The sequence below is a fragment of the Streptomyces sp. WAC03905 genome, from assembly GCF_057371075.1.
In genome coordinates, this window is record NZ_JBXYDZ010000003.1 from 2,476,169 (window position 1) to 2,493,878 (window position 17,710).

The 17,710-nt window shown below is 70.8% G+C and carries 15 protein-coding genes, 5 tRNA genes and 1 pseudogene; 5 read left to right on the top strand and 16 right to left on the bottom strand.

What is annotated here, in order from left to right:
* Positions 1-9: 9 nt before the first annotated feature.
* Positions 10-576 (top strand): DUF3515 family protein, encoded by a 567-nt coding sequence (locus AC2RP6_RS13440; protein ID WP_486450324.1) that lies wholly within the window; start codon positions 10-12, stop codon positions 574-576.
* Here AC2RP6_RS13440 and AC2RP6_RS13445 read toward each other — a convergent pair.
* The 3 genes from AC2RP6_RS13445 to AC2RP6_RS13455 are packed head-to-tail and all read right to left on the bottom strand — an operon-like array spanning position 573 to position 3,529.
* Positions 573-1,730 carry a D-alanine--D-alanine ligase family protein gene (locus AC2RP6_RS13445; RefSeq protein ID WP_486446444.1) on the bottom strand — a complete coding sequence of 386 codons (1,158 nt, stop codon included), beginning with the start codon at positions 1,728-1,730 and terminating at the stop codon, positions 573-575. The genes AC2RP6_RS13440 and AC2RP6_RS13445 overlap by 4 nt on opposite strands.
* 39 nt (positions 1,731-1,769) lie before the next feature.
* Positions 1,770-2,780, bottom strand: a complete 1,011-nt coding sequence (locus tag AC2RP6_RS13450; RefSeq protein WP_486446445.1) for an NAD(P)H-dependent glycerol-3-phosphate dehydrogenase — start codon at positions 2,778-2,780, stop codon at positions 1,770-1,772.
* Positions 2,777-3,529: a lysophospholipid acyltransferase family protein gene (locus AC2RP6_RS13455; protein ID WP_486446446.1), complete on the bottom strand. Its 753-nt coding sequence runs from the start codon at positions 3,527-3,529 to the stop codon at positions 2,777-2,779. The genes AC2RP6_RS13450 and AC2RP6_RS13455 overlap by 4 nt, the downstream gene beginning before the upstream one ends.
* 179 nt (positions 3,530-3,708) lie before the next feature.
* Between AC2RP6_RS13455 and cofC the strand changes: the two are divergent.
* Positions 3,709-4,377 (top strand): annotated as a pseudogene (gene cofC, locus AC2RP6_RS13460) (2-phospho-L-lactate guanylyltransferase); the annotation flags it as partial.
* Between the two features lie 309 nt (positions 4,378-4,686).
* Here the strand turns inward: cofC and AC2RP6_RS13465 are convergent.
* The 4 genes from AC2RP6_RS13465 to leuC form a co-directional block, all read right to left on the bottom strand.
* A complete protein-coding gene (locus AC2RP6_RS13465) occupies positions 4,687-5,364 on the bottom strand; it encodes an HU family DNA-binding protein (RefSeq protein ID WP_486446447.1) in 678 nt (225 codons plus the stop codon).
* Positions 5,365-5,508: 144 nt separating this feature from the next.
* On the bottom strand, positions 5,509-5,736 hold the full coding sequence (locus AC2RP6_RS13470; RefSeq protein ID WP_030009267.1) for an SCO5555 family protein: 228 nt from the start codon (positions 5,734-5,736) through the stop codon (positions 5,509-5,511).
* 137 nt (positions 5,737-5,873) lie between these two features.
* Positions 5,874-6,467, bottom strand: a complete 594-nt coding sequence (gene leuD / locus AC2RP6_RS13475) for a 3-isopropylmalate dehydratase small subunit (RefSeq protein WP_387116958.1) — start codon at positions 6,465-6,467, stop codon at positions 5,874-5,876.
* A gap of 3 nt (positions 6,468-6,470) precedes the next feature.
* Positions 6,471-7,895 (bottom strand): 3-isopropylmalate dehydratase large subunit, encoded by a 1,425-nt coding sequence (gene leuC, locus AC2RP6_RS13480; protein ID WP_486446448.1) that lies wholly within the window; start codon positions 7,893-7,895, stop codon positions 6,471-6,473.
* A gap of 182 nt (positions 7,896-8,077) precedes the next feature.
* On the opposite strand from leuC, the gene ndgR reads away from it, so the two are divergent.
* Positions 8,078-8,794, top strand: a complete 717-nt coding sequence (gene ndgR / locus AC2RP6_RS13485) for an IclR family transcriptional regulator NdgR (RefSeq protein WP_007266782.1) — start codon at positions 8,078-8,080, stop codon at positions 8,792-8,794.
* A 180-nt stretch (positions 8,795-8,974) separates the two neighbouring features.
* Here ndgR and AC2RP6_RS13490 read toward each other — a convergent pair.
* The 9 genes from AC2RP6_RS13490 to AC2RP6_RS13530 all read right to left on the bottom strand — a co-directional run bounded on the left by AC2RP6_RS13490 (position 8,975) and on the right by AC2RP6_RS13530 (position 13,051).
* Positions 8,975-9,047, bottom strand: a tRNA-Glu gene (locus AC2RP6_RS13490).
* 14 nt (positions 9,048-9,061) lie between these two features.
* A tRNA-Gln gene (locus AC2RP6_RS13495) sits at positions 9,062-9,133 on the bottom strand.
* Positions 9,134-9,154: 21 nt separating this feature from the next.
* Positions 9,155-9,227, bottom strand: a tRNA-Glu gene (locus AC2RP6_RS13500).
* Positions 9,228-9,290: 63 nt separating this feature from the next.
* Positions 9,291-9,363: transfer RNA gene (locus AC2RP6_RS13505), tRNA-Glu, on the bottom strand.
* 27 nt (positions 9,364-9,390) lie between these two features.
* Positions 9,391-9,462, bottom strand: a tRNA-Gln gene (locus tag AC2RP6_RS13510).
* 85 nt (positions 9,463-9,547) lie between these two features.
* A complete protein-coding gene (locus AC2RP6_RS13515) occupies positions 9,548-10,276 on the bottom strand; it encodes an HAD family hydrolase (protein ID WP_486446449.1) in 729 nt (242 codons plus the stop codon).
* A gap of 216 nt (positions 10,277-10,492) precedes the next feature.
* Positions 10,493-11,968: a glutamate--tRNA ligase gene (gltX, locus tag AC2RP6_RS13520; protein WP_486446450.1), complete on the bottom strand. Its 1,476-nt coding sequence runs from the start codon at positions 11,966-11,968 to the stop codon at positions 10,493-10,495.
* Positions 11,961-12,767: a fumarylacetoacetate hydrolase family protein gene (locus AC2RP6_RS13525; protein ID WP_486446451.1), complete on the bottom strand. Its 807-nt coding sequence runs from the start codon at positions 12,765-12,767 to the stop codon at positions 11,961-11,963. The genes gltX and AC2RP6_RS13525 overlap by 8 nt, the downstream gene beginning before the upstream one ends.
* A 95-nt stretch (positions 12,768-12,862) precedes the next feature.
* Positions 12,863-13,051 (bottom strand): hypothetical protein, encoded by a 189-nt coding sequence (locus AC2RP6_RS13530; protein WP_359129343.1) that lies wholly within the window; start codon positions 13,049-13,051, stop codon positions 12,863-12,865.
* A gap of 577 nt (positions 13,052-13,628) precedes the next feature.
* Between AC2RP6_RS13530 and AC2RP6_RS13535 the strand changes: the two genes are divergently transcribed.
* A complete protein-coding gene (locus AC2RP6_RS13535; protein WP_486446452.1) occupies positions 13,629-17,240 on the top strand; it encodes a nitrate- and nitrite sensing domain-containing protein in 3,612 nt (1,203 codons plus the stop codon).
* Positions 17,241-17,249: 9 nt separating this feature from the next.
* Positions 17,250-17,663: a roadblock/LC7 domain-containing protein gene (locus AC2RP6_RS13540; protein WP_030846990.1), complete on the top strand. Its 414-nt coding sequence runs from the start codon at positions 17,250-17,252 to the stop codon at positions 17,661-17,663.
* Positions 17,664-17,710 lie beyond the last annotated feature (47 nt).

A 17,710-nucleotide genomic window follows, 5' to 3' on the forward strand; every position in this document is an offset into this window, starting at 1 on the left:
TGGCCGGTGATGTCCCTCCACCGCCGGCCCCTCCGTGTCCTGGCCATGCCCGCCGCCCTGGCCGCGTCCGCCGTGCTGGCGGCATGCTCACCGGGCGGTTCCGAGGCCCGGGTGGAACCCCCGCCCGCGCCTCCGACCGACGTCGCGGGGTTCTGTGCGGCACTGCACAAGGAGCTCCCGGAGACGGTGGGTGGCCTGGCGCGGACCCGGACCGAACCGGAGTCCGACCTGACCGCCTCGTGGGGCGGCTCGGCGATCGTACTGCGGTGCGGTATCGCCAAGCCCCCCCGGATGCTGGATCCGAAGCAGGAGGGCGTCCATGTGAACGACGTGGCCTGGCTGCTGGAGAAGGGCGGCGACGGCGGATTCCGTTTCACCACCGGCATGCGGCTGGCTTACACGGAGGTCCGGGTCGACAAGGAGCATGCCACGGACGCGGGAATGCTCGTCGGTCTGTCCGCGGCGATCGCCGCGACCGTGCCCGAGGGCATCGCCTCCTACTGCAGCTCCGGCACACCGCCGCCCGCCGGCCGCCCCCGTGAAGGGCGGCCGGCGGGCGGCTGTACGTGGCGCTAGCGCAGCCCCGTGGAGCGGCGCAGGGCGGCCTGGATCAGGCGGTCCACCAGCTCGGGGTAGGCGATGCCCGTCTTCTCCCACATCAGCGGGTACATCGAGATCGGCGTGAAACCGGGCATCGTGTTGATCTCGTTGATGACGAACTCGCCGTCCTCGGTGAGGAAGAAGTCGGCGCGCACGAGCCCCTCGCACGACGCGGCCTCGAAGGCCTCGACCGCGAGCCGCTGGACCTCGGCGGTCTGCTCCGGGGTGAGCGGGGCGGGCACGATCCCGGAGGCGGAGTCGATGTACTTCGCCTCGAAGTCGTAGAAGTCGTGGCTGGACACCGGCGGGATCTCGGCGGGGACGCTGGCGCGGGGCCCGTCCTCGAACTCCAGGACGCCGCACTCGATCTCGCGGCCGCGCAGCAGCGCCTCCACGATGATCTTCGGGTCGTGGCGGCGGGCTTCCCTGACCGCGGCCTCCAGGCCGGAGGCGTCGTCGACCTTGGTGATGCCGATGGAGGAGCCGGCGCGGGCGGGCTTCACGAAGAGCGGCCAGCCGTGTTCGGCGGCGAAGTCCAGGATCCTGGCCGTGGCGGCGTCCCGGTCGGCTTCCCACTCGCGGGGGCGGATGGTCACGTACGGGCCGACGCTCAGCCCGAAGGACGTGAACACGCGCTTCATGTAGTCCTTGTCCTGGCCGACGGCCGAGGCGAGGACGCCCGAGCCGACGTACGGGATGCCGGAGAGCTCCAGGAGGCCCTGGAGGGTGCCGTCCTCGCCGTAGGGGCCGTGCAGCACGGGGAAGACGACGTCGACCTCGCCCAGGGCCTTGGGCACGGCGCCGGGCTCGGTGTAGACGACCTGGCGGCTGGCCGGGTCGACCGAGAGCACGACGGCGCCGTCCTCGGACTCGGCGAGCTCCTCGACGCTCGGGAGCCTGCGGTCCGCGATGGCCATCCGCGCGGGCTCGTCGGCGGTCAGCGCCCACCGGCCGTCCGTGGTGATGCCGATGGGCAGCACCTCGTACTTGGACCGGTCGATGGAGCGCAGTACGGCGCCCGCCGTGACGACCGAGATGGCGTGTTCCGAGCTGCGGCCGCCGAACACGACGGCCACGCGGGGCTTGCGGCCCTGCTGCTCAGGGGTCTGGGGGAGGTTCTCGCTGCTCATATCGGCATGAGAGTACCCGCTCATGCGTCCGGAAAGGAGTTAGCGACGTTCCGGTTTGGCGCTGCGGCCCATCAGCTCCTTCAGGGCCACGAGGGTGGGCTTGCCGTGGTGGACGATGTCCACCACGGTCTCGGTGATCGGCATGTCCACCCCGTGCCGGCCCGCCAGATCGGCCACCGACTGGCAGGACTTGACCCCCTCGGCGGTCTGCTTGGTGACCGCGATGGTCTCCTCCAGGGTCATCCCGCGGCCCAGGTTGGTGCCGAAGGTGTGGTTCCGGGAGAGCGGTGAGGAGCAGGTGGCGACGAGGTCGCCGAGGCCCGCGAGGCCGGAGAAGGTGAGCGGGTCGGCGCCCATGGCCACGCCCAGGCGGGTCGCTTCGGCGAGGCCGCGGGTGATGAGCGAGCCCTTGGTGTTGTCACCGAGGCCCATGCCGTCCGCGATGCCGACGGCGAGGCCGATGACGTTCTTGACGGCACCGCCGAGTTCGCAGCCGATGACGTCGGTGCTGGTGTACGGGCGGAAGTACGGGGTGTGGCAGGCGGCCTGGAGGCGCTGGGCCACGCCCTCGTCCACGCAGGCGACGACGGAGGCCGCGGGCTGGCGGGCGGCGATCTCGGCGGCCAGGTTGGGGCCGGTGACGACGGCGATCCGCTCGGCGGGGACCTTGGCCACCTCCTCGATGACCTCGCTCATGCGCTTGGCGGTGCCGAGTTCGATGCCCTTCATCAGGGAGACGAGCACCGTGTCGGGGGCCAGCAGCGGGGCCCAGGCGGCGAGGTTGTCGCGCAGGGTCTGGGAGGGGACGGCCAGGACGGTGAAGTCGGCGCCCGCCGCGGCCTCGGCCGGGTCGTCGGTGGCCCGGATGGTCGCGGGGAGTTCGACGTCCGGGAAGTAGTCCGGGTTGGTCCGGCCCGTGTTGATGGCGTCGACGACGGCGCGGCGGCGGCCCCAGAGGGTCACCTCGCAGCCGGCGTCGGCGAGCACGATGGCGAAGGCCGTGCCCCAGGAGCCTGTTCCGAAGACGGTCGCCTTCATGGGACGTGTCACTTCTTGCCCTCCCCCGCGGCCTTGCGCCGCTGTTCCGCCCTGGCGTTGCGATGGTCGTACGGCTGCTCGGGCGCGCGCTCCCCCCGCACCTCCTCCAGGAGGCCGGTGACGGCCGCCATGATGGCCTCGGTGGCCTCCCTGAGGACGTCCGGGGTGGGCTCCCGGTCGTAGTAGGCCGAGAGGTCCACGGGCGGTCCGGCGAGCACCTGGAGGGTCTTGCGCGGGAACAGCCGGACCTTGTTCTCCTTGGCGTACGGCGGCATCGCCAGGTTGGCGCCCCACTGGGCCACCGGAATGACGGGAGCCCTGGTGATCAGCGCGACGCGGGCGACGCCGGTCTTGCCGGCCATCGGCCACATGTCGGGGTCCCGGGTCAGGGTGCCTTCGGGGTAGAAGGCCACGCATTCGCCGCGTTCGATGGCGTCGACGGCGGCCCGGAACGCGTCCAGGGCGTTGGTGCTCTCCCGGTAGACGGGGATCTGCCCGCTGCCGCGCAGGATCGACCCGACGAAGGGGACTTTGAAGAGGGCGGCCTTGGCGAGCAGGCGGGGCACCCGGCCGGTGTTGTACTGGAAGTGCGCGTACGACAGCGGGTCCAGGTACGAGTTGTGATTGACGGCGGTGATGAAGCCGCCCTCGGCCGGAATGTGCTCCATTCCCCGCCAGTCCCGCTTGAACAGCACTACCAGCGGCGGTTTTGCGATGACCGCCGCCAGGCGGTACCAGAAGCCGATTCTGCGGCGGGACACTCGGACACCTTCCTCTAGGACCGGAGCGCGGCCGGGGCACCTCGTCGTCGGCCGGACAAGTGTCACCCCGGGCCCGGTCTCTGTCGAGAACACCGTACGCCCCGCTCAGGCCGCCGGGCTCCCGGGCTGCCCGGGCGGGGCGACAATGGGGCGACACATGACCCGGCCATGACCATGCCTTGGCCCGGGAGGGGCCGGAGCGCACCGCAGGGAAGGGGTCCGTCACGAACGCCGTCTGGAGTCTGGTGGTCCCCCTCAAACCGCTGTCGGTGGCCAAGAGCCGTCTCGCCGCCGCCGTGGGGGCCTCGCGTCCGGGACTCGCTCTGGCCTTCGCGCTGGACACGGTCGCGGGGGCGCTGGCCTGCGCCGCGGTCGCGGATGTGGTGGTCGTCACGGACGACGCCCGGGCGGGTGCGGAACTGGCCGGGCTGGGGGCGCGGATCGTCCCGGACGTCCCGGCGGCGGGGCTCAACGCGGCGCTGGCGCACGGCGCGCGGGTGGCGCGTGCGGGACGGCCCGGCACCGCGGTCGCGGCGATGAACGCGGACCTGCCGGCACTGCGGCCCCCCGAATTGCTACGCGTGCTCGAAAACGCCTCGGTATTTCCGCGGGCATTTCTGGCGGATGCGGCCGGAATCGGGACGACCTTGCTTTCCGCCGCGCCGGACGTGGAATTGGCCCCGTCCTTCGGAGGGCCGTCGCGGGCCCGGCATTCCGCCTCGGGAGCGGTGGAAATCGCGCTGACGGACGTGGACAGCGTGCGCCGGGACGTGGACACCGCGGCCGACCTGCGCACGGCGCTCGCCCTCGGTGTGGGGCGTCACACCGCCCGATACAGTGCGGGTATGCAGGCGACCGCGTACACGTACGACTCCCAGACCCGCAGCGGCAGCGTGCTGCTGGACGACGGCACCCCGGTGTCCTTCGAGGCCCCGGCGTTCGACGCGGGCGGCCTGCGGCTGCTGCGTCCGGGGCAACGGGTCCGGATCGAGACGGACGGCAAGGGCGCGGGCCTGCGGATCACCCTGATCACGCTGCAGACCTTCTGAACCGACCGGCCGGCCGCGGCGCCCGCAGGGCGGGCGCCGGCCCCGGAACGCACCGCGGGCCGGCTTCCCCGCAGGGGGAAGCCGGCCCGGCGTGTGTGACTCGTGGCCCTACTTCTTGCGGGCGGTGGTCTTCTTCGCGGTGGCCTTGCGGGTCGCCGTCTTCTTGGCCGGCGCCTTCGTCGCTGCGGTGGCCTTCTTGGCCGCCGGGGCGGTCTTCTTCGCGGCGGCGGTGGTCTTCTTCGCCGTGGGCGCGGCCTTCTTGGCGGTGCTCGCCTTCTTGGCGGTGGCCGTCGCCTTCTTCGCCGTGGCGGTGCTCTTCACGGCCGCCTTCTTGGCGGTCGCGGTGGTCTTCTTCGCCGTGGTCTTCTTTGCGACCGCGGTCTTCGCCGCGGCCTTCTTGGCGGTGGTGGCCTTCTTCGCCGCGGCCTTCTTGACCGTGGCGGAGGCGCCGCCGGTGAGGCTGCCCTTCGGCGCCTTCTTCACCGACACCTCGCCGCCCTTGGGCAGCTTCTTGGTGCCGCTGACCAGGTCCTTGAAGCCCTGGCCGGCGCGGAAACGGGGCACGGAGGTCTTCTTGACCCGGACGCGCTCACCCGTCTGCGGGTTGCGGGCGTAACGGGCCGGACGGTCGACCTTCTCGAACGAGCCGAAGCCCGTGACCGAGACCCGGTCGCCCGCGACGGTAGCGCGGACGATCGCGTCCAGTACCGCGTCGACAGCGTCCGCGGCCTGCTGGCGGCCGCCCAGCTTGTCGGCAATCGCTTCTACGAGCTGCGCCTTGTTCACGTCTTCCCCTTCGGAGACATCGCCAGAACGAATGTGTTCAAGCTTATTTCGCACGTTAGGCGGATATATACCGCAAATCAAACACGAAACGGGCTAATCACCCTAGTGCCGCAACGCCGGAGGCGGTTACGGAGTTCCTTCGCATCAGTCGCCTTCAGGGAATCGACCCTCGTCGAGGTCCTTCATCAACCTGTCCAGGCGCCTTGCCGCATCGGCGAGATCGTGCTTCGCCGCGGCTGTGACGACCAACAGCTTCCGGGACAGCGCCATCCTTACGCCCTCCGGGACTTGCAGTGAGCGCACCCGTGTGTGTGCTTCTTTCAGCCGGTCCGCGACGAGTTCGTAGAGCTCGAGTTGACTGTCGCGTTCCATGCACAGATTGTGCCATCTGGGGCGAGTTGTCGCCTCACGGGGCCTCAACAAACGGCTGTGCCCCCCGCCGGAGGGCGGGGGGCACGGTGTTGTCGTTCTGATCACCCGAGGGTGAATAAGCGCTGATCAGGCAGGAATCAGGCCTGAATGGTGCGCGGCTTGAAGGCCGGGCGGGCGCTTTCGTAGGTGGCGATGTCCGCTTCGTTCTGAAGGGTGAGCGAGATGTCGTCCAGGCCTTCCAGCAGACGCCAGCGGGCGTTGTCGTCGAGTTCGAACTCGGCCACGACGCCTTCCGCGCGCACCTGGCGGTCGACCAGGTCGACGGTGATCTCGGCGGTGGGGTCGGCCTCGGTGAGCTGCCACAGCTGCTCGACGGTCTCCTGCGGGAGCACGACGGTCAGCAGGCCGTTCTTCAGCGAGTTCCCGCGGAAGATGTCGGCGAAGCGGGAGGAGATGACCGTCTTGAAGCCGAAGTTCTGCAGGGCCCAGACGGCGTGCTCGCGGGAGGAGCCGGTGCCGAAGTCGGGGCCGGCCACGAGCACCGTCGCGCCGGCGCGCTCGGGGCGGTTCGTGACGAACTCCGGGTCCTTGCGCCAGGCCTCGAAGAGCCCGTCCTCGAACCCGTCGCGGGTGATCTTCTTGAGCCAGTGGGCCGGGATGATCTGGTCGGTGTCGACGTTGCTGCGGCGCAGCGGAACGGCCCGGCCGGTGTGGACGGTGAAGGCTTCCATGGTTCAGACTCCGGCGGTCGCGTCGGCGGCGGACAGGTCGGCGGGCGAGGCCAGATGGCCCAGCACCGCGGTGGCGGCGGCCACCTGCGGGGAGACCAGGTGGGTGCGCCCGCCCTTGCCCTGCCGGCCCTCGAAGTTGCGGTTGGAGGTGGACGCGGAGCGTTCGCCGGGCGCCAGTTGGTCGGGGTTCATGCCCAGGCACATCGAACAGCCCGCGTGCCGCCATTCGGCGCCGGCCTCCTTGAAGACCGTGTCCAGGCCCTCTTCCACGGCCTGGAGGGCGACGCGGACCGAGCCGGGGACGACCAGCATCCGTACGCCGTCGGCAACTTTGCGGCCCTCGATGATCCCGGCGACGGCGCGCAGGTCCTCGATGCGGCCGTTGGTGCAGGAACCTACGAAGACGGTGTCGACCTTGATGTCGCGCAGCGGCTGTCCGGCGGTCAACCCCATGTACTCCAGGGCCTTTTCGGCCGCGAGGCGCTCCGAAGCGTCCTCGTACGAAGCCGGGTCGGGGACGTTCGCCGACAGCGGCGCGCCCTGACCCGGGTTGGTGCCCCAAGTGACGAACGGCGAGAGGGCGGCGCCGTCGATGACGACCTCCGCGTCGAAGACGGCGTCCTCGTCGGTGCGCAGGGTCTTCCAGTACGCGACGGCCGCGTCCCAGTCCTCGCCCACGGGAGCGTGGTCCCGGCCCCGGAGGTAGTCGAAGGTGGTCTGGTCGGGGGCGATCATGCCCGCCCGGGCGCCGGCCTCGATCGACATGTTGCAGATGGTCATGCGGGCTTCCATCGAGAGCCGCTCGACGGCCTCGCCGCGGTATTCCAGGATGTAGCCCTGGCCGCCGCCGGTGCCGATCCTGGCGATGATCGCCAGGATCAGGTCCTTGGCGGTGACGCCCTCGGCCAGCTCGCCGGTGACGGTGATCGCCATCGTCTTCGGGCGGGCCAGCGGCAGGGTCTGGGTCGCCAGCACGTGCTCGACCTGGCTGGTGCCGATGCCGAAGGCCAGCGCGCCGAAGGCGCCGTGCGTGGAGGTGTGCGAGTCGCCGCAGACCACGGTGGTGCCGGGCTGGGTCAGTCCGAGCTGCGGTCCCACGACGTGGACGACACCCTGCTCGACGTCGCCCAGCGGATGCAGGCGGACGCCGAACTCGGCGCAGTTCTTGCGCAGCGTCTCCAGCTGGGCCCGGGAGACCGGGTCCGCGATCGGCTTGTCGATGTCGAGGGTGGGGGTGTTGTGGTCCTCGGTCGCGATGGTGAGGTCGAGGCGTCGGACCTTGCGGCCGGCCTGGCGCAGTCCTTCGAAGGCCTGCGGGCTGGTCACCTCGTGCAGCAGGTGCAGATCGATGAAGAGGAGGTCGGGCTCGCCCTCGGCGCGCCGGACGACATGGTCGTCCCAGACCTTCTCCGCGAGTGTCCTACCCATCGCTTTCCCTCCGGCCGGCGGGTCGTGCCGGCGCTTCATAGAGATTCGTGCGCCTGACGCCCGTACCCCACGTCCCGGACGACGGCTCGGACCCAGTGGTTCGTGGACCCGCACATACAGACTCGCTGGTTCTTGGAAAAATTGAACTTGCGTTTCACAGTGTGAGACGCGAATATCGTTTCATGGACAACTCTAGCGGCGTCGGCGTTCTCGACAAGGCAGCTCTGGTATTGAGCGCACTGGAGTCCGGTCCGGCCACCCTCGCCGGGCTGGTCGCGGCGACAGGGCTCGCACGACCCACGGCACATCGCCTCGCCGTGGCACTGGAACACCACCGGATGGTGGCGAGGGACATGCAGGGCCGGTTCATCCTCGGTCCGCGGCTGGCGGAGCTCGCCGCCGCGGCCGGCGAGGACCGCCTGCTGGCCACGGCGGGACCGGTTCTCACCCACCTCCGCGACGTGACGGGCGAGAGCGCGCAGCTCTACCGCCGTCAGGGAGACATGCGCATCTGCGTGGCGGCCGCGGAGCGGCTGTCCGGCCTTCGGGACACCGTCCCGGTGGGCTCGACCCTGCCGATGAAGGCCGGTTCGGCCGCGCAGATCCTGATGGCCTGGGAGGAGCCCGAGCGGCTCCACCGCGGCCTCCAGGGCGCGCGCTTCACGGCGACGGCGCTCTCGGGCGTACGACGCCGCGGCTGGGCGCAGTCGATCGGCGAGCGGGAGCCCGGCGTGGCGTCCGTCTCGGCGCCGGTGCGCGGGCCGTCGAACCGCGTGGTGGCCTCCGTGTCGGTCTCCGGGCCGATCGAGCGGCTGACCCGCCACCCGGGCCGGATGCACGCCCAGGCCGTCATCGACGCGGCCGCCCGGCTCACGGAGGCGCTGCGCCGCTCCGGCTGACGCCCGATCCCACCGTTCACCCCCGGGCCCGGGGGCGCGTTCGACGCCGCACACGTCCGAACACGCGCCTCCGGGCCCGTACTTATGTCGCTCGCCCCACGCGCCCTCGCCGCGGCACGAGCCCGTCGGAGCACAGCGAAGAGGCCCTCCGCGACGAACGCGGAGGGCCTCCTCTGTGCGTACCCCCGACCGGATTCGAACCGGCGCTACCGCCTTGAGAGGGCGGCGTGCTAGGCCGCTACACAACGGGGGCTTGCTTGTACTGCGCTGGGCTACCAGGACTCGAACCTAGAACAAAGGAACCAGAAACCTTCGTGTTGCCAATTACACCATAGCCCAATGTGGTCTATACCAGACCAGTACCCCCGACCGGATTCGAACCGGCGCTACCGCCTTGAGAGGGCGGCGTGCTAGGCCGCTACACAACGGGGGCCCTAGCGATCCTGCATCAAGACGTCCGGGAGCTACCCAATGGAGATCTTGCGGGAAGGATCTGTACCCCCGACCGGATTCGAACCGGCGCTACCGCCTTGAGAGGGCGGCGTGCTAGGCCGCTACACAACGGGGGCAAAGCACTGCGTCACTACTGCACTGCGCTGGGGTACCAGGACTCGAACCTAGAATAAGGGAACCAGAAACCCTCGTGTTGCCAATTACACTATACCCCACCGAAAGTCAAGCCCCTGGGAGTCTTTCTTTCGAGTGGCGCCTCCGTCCGGCCTTTCGGCCCGCTCCGGCGGCGCAGAAAGAACATTACCGGATGCCTGACCGTGCTCCAAAACGGGTATCCCGTGCCAGCAGCTCCGGCAGCCGGTCAAGGCCCTCGATCCGGTGCGCCCCCTCGGGGCCGGGCCCCCGCAGGCCGTCCCGGTCGATCCAGACGGCCAGCAGGCCCGCGTCGCGGGCGCCGCGCGCGTCGATCTCGGGCTGGTCCCCCACGTACGCCACCTCGGCGGGCGGCAGTCCGAGCGCCTCGCACGCGGCGAGGAACGCCTGCGCCTCGGGCTTGCTGACGCCGAGTTCCACGGCGCAGACCAGCACCTCGAAGCGCTCACGCAGCCCGAGGTGACGCAGTTTGGGGTCCTGGTTGGCGGTGGAGGAGTTCGAGAGCACTCCGTGCCGGTAGTCGGCCGCGAGGGCGTCGAGCGCCGGGACGACGTCGGGGAAGACGGTCCAGGCGGCCTTGTAGTGCTCGACGTAGCTGTCGAACCAGGCGTCGGCCTCGGCCGCTGTCATCAGGGGCTGGTCGAGGAACTCGCGTACCCGCTCCTGGCGCTGGCCCTGGAAGGTGCCGACCCCGGCGGCGAAGCGCGCCCAGTGCCGGTCGGTGATCTCCCGCCAGCGCGCGAGGGCCTGCGCGGGGGTTCCGTACCTCTCCGCGAGCCGGACGGCCCGCAGTTGCGCCGTGAGTCCGGCCGCGTCCGCCCCCGTGTAGTCGAAGAGGGTGTCGTCGATGTCCCACAGCACGGCACGGATCGGCATACGGCCGAGCCTACGCCCGGCCCCCGCGTCCCGGTGGGCGAACGCGGAACCCCGCGTGACGGACCGGGAGCAGCCGCGCCGGGGCACCTGCGGGGCGGGGTCCTGCGGCCGGCCGCGCAGACCAGGCCGCACGGCCCGTGACGACGCCGCACGCCGCAGGGGGCGGCTGCCCGGGGTGCGGGCGGCCGCCCCCTGCGGTGGGGGTCCGTCTGCGGGTCAGCCGGCCAGCTTGGCCAGTGCCGCGTCGATGCGGGCCAGGGAGCGCTCCTTGCCCAGGATCTCCAGGGACTCGAAGAGCGGCAGGCCGACCGTGCGGCCGGTGACGGCGACACGGACCGGGGCCTGGGCCTTGCCGAGCTTGAGGCCGTGGGCCTCGCCGGCGGTCAGGACGGCCTGCTTGAGGGACTCGGGGTCCGACCAGTCGGCGTCGGCCAGCTTCTCGCGGGCGGTGGTCAGCAGCGCCGCCGGCTCGCCCTTCATCGCCTTATCCCAGGAGGCCTGGTCCTCGACGGGCTCCTTGCGGAACAGGAAGTCCACGTTGGCGGTGATCTCCGACAGGACGGCGACGCGGGTCTGGGCGTACGGCGCGATGCGCTCCCAGGCCTCGGCGTCGAAGTCCTCGGGGGCCCAGTTGGCGTGCGGGGCCTGCAGCCAGGGGGCGCAGCGGTCCGCGAAGACCTTCGGGTCGAGCAGGCGGATGTGGTCGCCGTTGATCGACTCGGCCTTCTTCAGGTCGAAGCGCGCGGGGTTGGCGTTCACGCCGTCGATGTCGAACTTCTGGACCATCTCCTCGATCGAGAAGACGTCCTGGTCCTTGGAGAAGGACCAGCCGAGGAGCGAGAGGTAGTTCAGCAGGCCCTCGGGCAGGAAGCCGCGCTCGCGGTACAGGTTGAGCGAGGCCTCGGGGTCGCGCTTGGAGAGCTTCTTGTTGCCCTCGCCCATCACGTACGGCAGGTGGCCGAAGGCGGGGGTGCTCTTGGCGACGCCCAGCTCGATCAGTGCCCCGTAGAGGGCGATCTGGCGGGGGGTCGACGAGAGGAGGTCCTCGCCCCGGAGGACGTGCGTGATCTCCATCAGCGCGTCGTCGACCGGGTTGACCAGGGTGTAGAGCGGGGCGCCGTTGGCCCGGACGATGCCGAAGTCCGGCACGTTCTCCGGGGTGAAGGTCAGCTCGCCGCGCACCAGGTCGGTGAAGGTGATGGGCTCGTCGGGCATCCGGAAGCGGACGATCGCGGGGCGGTTCTCGCCCTGGTACGCCTCGATCTGCACGGGGGTGAGCTCGCGGCAGTGGCCGTCGTAGCCGGAGGGCTTGCCGGCGGCGCGGGCGGCGGCGCGGCGGGCGTCGAGCTCCTCGGTGCTGCAGTAGCAGTGGTAGGCGTGGCCGCCGTCGAGGAGCTTCTGCGCGACGTCCTTGTAGATGTCCATGCGCTCGGACTGGCGGTACGGGGCGTGCGGGCCGCCGACCTCGGGGCCCTCGTCCCAGGTGAAGCCGAGCCAGCGCAGCGAGTCGAGCAGCTGGCCGTAGGACTCCTCGGAGTCCCGGGCCGCGTCGGTGTCCTCGATGCGGAAGACGAACGTACCGCCGTGGTGGCGGGCGAACGCCCAGTTGAAGAGGGCGGTGCGGACCAGGCCCACGTGGGGGTTGCCGGTCGGGGAGGGACAGAAACGTACGCGGACGGGTCCGTTAGCCACGCTTGATCACCTTGTTGGTGAGAGTGCCGATGCCTTCGATGGTGACGGCGACCTCGTCGCCGACGTTGAGGGGGCCGACTCCGGCCGGGGTCCCCGTGAGGATGACGTCGCCGGGGAGCAGCGTCATGGCCTCGGTGATGTGGACGACCAGGTCCTCGATGGAACGCACCATGTCACTGGTGCGGCCCAGCTGGCGCTGCTGGCCGTTGACCGTGCACTGGATGGTCAGGTCCGCCGGGTCCAGGTCGGTCTCGATCCAGGGGCCGAGGGGGCAGGAGCTGTCGAAGCCCTTGGCCCGTGCCCACTGCTTCTCCCGCTGCTGGACGTCGCGCGCCGTGACGTCGTTGGCGCACGTGTAGCCCAGGATGACGTCCTTGACGCGCTCCTTCGGGACCTCGCGGCACATGCGGCCGATGACCACGGCGAGCTCCGCCTCGTGGTGGAGGTCCTGGGAGAAGGAGGGGTAGGTGATCGGATCACCCGGTCCGACCACGGAGGTGGACGGCTTGAAGAAGGTGATCGGGGCGTCCGGACGGCCTTGATCGTCGAAGATGGCGTTGCCGAGCTCCGCCGCGTGCTCCGCGTAGTTGCGGCCGATGGCCACGACCTTGTTCGGGAGCACGGGCGGCAGCAGCCGGACCTTGCTCAGCGGGACCTTCGTACCGGAGAGCTCGAAGTCCGCGAACGGGATGCCCTTGATGATGTCGAGCACGAGCGACGCTTCGTTGCCGGGGGCGGGGTCGCCCTCGACCGCGCCGAACGCGACATTGCCGTCGATGGAGAACCTGGCGATGCGCACGTGTTGCGTCTGCCCCTCTGTTTCCGCTGGCTGGAGTCTGCGTTCCCCAGGCTAACGCGGCGGGCGGCGGCGCTTCACGTTCCGTGCGGGGCGGCTTACTGCGCGGCGACGGCGACCGGCGCGTCCATCAGGACCGTGCGCCGGGGGTTGGCGGTCTGCGTCGGCAGCTCGACGGCGTGCTCCGGGGTGGCCGGGGCCGCCTGCAGCTCCTCGGCGTCCTTGAGGTGCGCGAGGGTGGTGCGGCGGGGGTTGGCTATGTTGCGGAACATCGTCGTCGTCTTCATCGGAGTTCGGGGCCCTCGGTTCGGTCTGTGGATGTCGGCCGGCGCCCGCACCAGCCCTGGCGCCAACCCTTTAAGGGGCAAGGCTAAACATCTGAATCCCCTGCCGAACCAGGAAGTAATGGCCATGACTATGTGAGTTTGCTCACCCGTGACCCGACATTTCCGCCATAACGGTCAGTCAACGAGACCCACCGAAACGGACATTGCGCTACTGAATGCGCCATTCCGCTCCTGATCATCGCGACTGGGACACCTTGCCAGCCGCGCTGTTTGGATGGCGTAAGTCCGATTTCGACCGAATGCGGTCGCACATCGCGTAATGCAGCGATCACGTGCCGTGACCGACTCTCCGGGGCGACACGCGCACCTTGTTGGAGATCCGCCACTGTGCTGGAATTCGCGGGACCGCCGCGGGACTACGTCCGGCGCGCAGGTGGCGCGACTCAGCGCCGTGCGGCGGAAAGAAAGGGAGACGCGCCGGTCACCGACGACCACCATGGGGCCGAAAGTGCCCCACGACTCGACACCGTTCCGCCGGTCGCCCGGCGGGACGCCTGGTCCAGAGGTTGCGACGCTAGTGCAGGGACGATTCAAGAGGGATGGCAGCGCTGCGGCGGAGCAGGAGCCGCGCGGCGGGACCGACCGTGGCTCCTCGCCCCAGCACGCCCAGAACCGCGGGCCGGCTGTCGAAGGCGCAGGCCCCGACGCCTCCGCCGCGGTGAAGGCGAAGGGCCGCTCGAAGAGCCTGAAGGCCAAGTCCAAGGACAAGGCCGGCCCGACCGAGCAGGACGCGGCGATACCGAAGGCCCCCAGTGGGCCCGGATCCCGCCTCGCCATGCAGAACTGGCGCATCAGCACGCGACTGGTGTCGCTGCTGACCCTGCCGGTCGTCGCCGCCACCACGCTCGGTGGCTTCCGCATCAACGACTCGCTCAACGACATCGCGCAGCTCGAACACATGCAGCTGCTGACGACGATGACGCGACAGGCCACCAACCTGGCCGCCATGCTCCAGGAGGAGCGCGACCTCTCCGCGGGTCCGCTCTCCCTCTCCGGCGGCAAGAGCAACAGCCAGGTCGACAGTGCCCGCGCGCAGACCGACATCGCCGCGAAGGCCTTCAACGCCGCGACCGACCGCGTCGACAGCACGGGCAAGAAGGACGACACCCTCAAGTCGATCCGCAACAACGTCCTGCAGATCGGCCGTCAGCTCACGAACATCGAGACGATCCGCATCAAGGCGTACTCAACCGGCGCCCAGCAGACCGTCAGCGAGTACAACGCGATGATCGTCTCGCTGCTCTCGCTCTCCCAGGACATGGCGCAGGCCACCTCCAACCCGGAGATGATCAAGCGCACGCGTGCCCTGGCGGCGTTCTCCGCCGCCAAGGAGTACGCCTCCATCCAGCGCGCGATCATCGCCGCCTCGCTTCCCGACACCAACGAGAAGCAGGGCAAGCTGCAGGAGAACGACCGGCTCTACGCCCTCTCCGCGCAGAAGGGCGAGCAGCAGGCCAAGACCACCTTCGAGCTCGTCTACCAGGGCCGCACCGAGGAACTCCTCGCGGGTCTGGGCGACAGCAACTCCGAGATCTCCAGCGCCGACCACTACGCACGCCGCGTGCTGGCCAGCCAGGACGCCTTCCTCCGCGAGAAGAACCGGTCCTGGCTGGACTGGTACGACGCGGACGGCACCAAGCTCCAGGCGATGAAGGTCATCGAGCTGACCCTGCTCGAGGAGATGGAGCAGAAGGCCCGTGAGCTGAAGAACGAGGCCCAGCAGGACGCCATCATCAACGGTGCGCTGATCCTCCTCGTCCTCGGCGTCTCGCTCGTCGGCGCCTTCGTCATGGCCCGGTCCATGATCCGCTCGCTGCGCCGCCTGCAGGACACCGCGACGCGCGTCGCCCAGGACCGTCTGCCCGAGCTCGTCAAGCAGCTGTCCGAGTCCGACCCGCAGGACGTCGACACGTCCGTGGAGTCCGTCGGCGTGCACACCCGCGACGAGATCGGCCAGGTGGCCGCGGCATTCGACGACGTGCACCGCGAGGCCGTCCGCCTCGCCGCCGAGCAGGCCCTCCTGCGGGGCAACGTCAACGCGATGTTCACCAACCTCTCGCGCCGCTCGCAGGGCCTCATCCAGCGTCAGCTCTCGCTCATCTCCGAACTGGAGTCGCGCGAGGCCGACCCTGACCAGCTCTCCTCCCTCTTCAAGCTCGACCACCTCGCGACCCGCATGCGCCGTAACGGCGAAAACCTCCTCGTCCTCGCGGGCGAGGAACCGGGCCGCCGGTGGACCCGCCCCGTCCCGCTGGTCGACGTGCTCCGCGCCGCCGCGTCCGAGGTGGAGCAGTACGAGCGCGTCGAGCTGGCCTCGGTGCCCGGCACCGACGTCGCCGGCCGCGTCGTCAACGACCTCGTGCACGTCCTCGCCGAGCTGCTGGAGAACGCCACCTCGTTCTCCTCCCCGCAGACCAAGGTCAAGGTCACCGGTCACGCGCTGCCCGACGGCCGCGTGCTCGTCGAGATCCACGACACCGGCATCGGTCTCTCCCCGGAGGACCTCGCCGCGATCAACGAGCGGCTCGCCTCGCCGCCGACCGTGGACGTCTCCGTCTCCCGGCGCATGGGTCTGTTCGTGGTCGGCCGCCTGTCCCTGCGCCACGGCATCCGCATCCAGCTGCGCCCGTCCGACTCGGGCGGTACGACGGCCCTCGTCATGCTGCCGGTGGACGTCGCCCAGGGCGGCAAGAAGCCGGGCCCGACGCCGGGTCAGGGCGGCCAGGGCGGTGCCCAGGGCGCTCCCGGTTCCCAGGCCTCCGTACCCGGTCCGGGCGGACGCCCTCCCGTGGGCGCGGGCCCGCAGCGCGGTCAGGTCGCGGGAGGTGGCCAGCGCACCGCCCTGCCGGGCCGTGACGGCGCCCCCGGTCAGCAGCGTCCGCAGGGCGGACGGCCTCAGGGCGGCCCCGGTGCCCCCGGTGCCCGTCCGCAGCAGGGCGGTCCGACCACCGCGGGCCAGGGTCAGGGCGGCTTCGGCGCCGGCGGCCCGCTGCCGACCCGTGGTCCGGTCCCCAGCGTCGGCTTCGGCGGTGGCCCGCAGGCCCGTCCCGCGACCGGCCAGCCCGGGTTCCCGCAGGGCAACGGCTTCGAGCGTCCGCAGCAGGCCCAGCACCAGCAGCCCCAGCAGCCGACCGGTCCCGCCGCCCCGGGCGGTCCCCGGCCTCAGCTGCCGCCGCGCGGTGGCGCCGGCGTCCGTCCGGAACTGCCCGGCCCGCAGACCACCAGCTGGGGTTCGGACCAGGCCCGCGGCCACGACGAGCTCTCGGGCCCCGGCTCGACGGCCGAGTTCGCCCGCCCGGACTTCAACGCGCCGATGCCCCAGGGCGACGGCGCGGGCAGCACCACCGGTCAGTTCGAGCGTCCGGACGTACGGGGCCCCGTCGACCCGTCCACCACCGGCCAGTTCGAGCGCCCGGGCTACCAGCCCCAGCGGCCCGGTGGCCCCGGTGTCGGCGGGTTCGCCCGCCGGCCCCAGGCCCCGCAGCAGCCCCAGCCGCAGGAGATGCAGCCGCAGGCGCAGCAGCCGGGCGGCGAGTACGCGCCCGTGCCGTCCGCGCGGCCCGAGGCGCCGCGGCTGCCGCAGGGCCACCGGCCCGAGGCGCTGCCGCCGGCCCAGAGCCCGGGCGACGCCCGAAGCCCGATCTTCGACACCCTGGAGTCGAACTGGTTCCGCGAGGAGGGGCAGCAGCCCCCCGCGCAGGTCCCGGCCGTACCCCAGCAGCCGCAGCAGTCCGCTCCCCCGGCCCCGCAGCAGCCGCTGCCGCAGCGCGGCCAGGAGCAGGCGGCCGAGCCCGCCGCGGCGACGACCGGCGCCATGCCGACCGTCAGCTGGAAGTCCTCGCCGAACGACGAGCTGATGCGCCAGGCCGAGCGCGTGCGCCAGCCCGCCGCCGGCGGCATCACGACGTCGGGGCTGCCCCGCCGGGTCCCGCGGGCGAACCTCGTGGCCGGCACCGCGCAGCAGCAGTCGGACGCCCAGGCGGGTCCGCAGGTCTCCCGGGCGCCGGACGATGTCCGCGGCCGTCTGACCAACCTCCGACGCGGTATCCAGCAGGGCCGTCAGGCTGGCAACAACAGCCAGACGACCGGCAGTTACCACATCGACCCCACTTACCAGCAGGAGCGATAGTTGAGTTCGATGAGCCAGGCGGCACAGAACCTGAACTGGTTGATCACCAACTTCGTGGACAACACCCCCGGGGTGTCGCACACGGTGGTGGTCTCCGCCGACGGCCTTCTTCTGGCGATGTCCGACGGATTTCCGCGGGACCGCGCCGATCAGCTGGCGGCCGTGGCCTCCGGACTGACCTCGCTGACCGCCGGTGCCTCCCGCATCTTCGAGGGTGGCGCCGTCAACCAGACCGTGGTCGAGATGGACCGGGGATTCCTCTTCCTCATGTCCGTCTCGGACGGATCCTCGCTGGCCGTTCTCGCGCACCCGGAGTGCGACATCGGCCTCGTGGGCTACGAGATGGCTCTTCTGGTGGATCGCGCGGGCAGTGTCCTGACCCCGGACCTGCGCGCCGAACTGCAGGGAAGCCTGCTCGGCTGACTTCCCAGCTCCCGGCCGGACGGTACTACCGGCCGGGAGACCGGGGC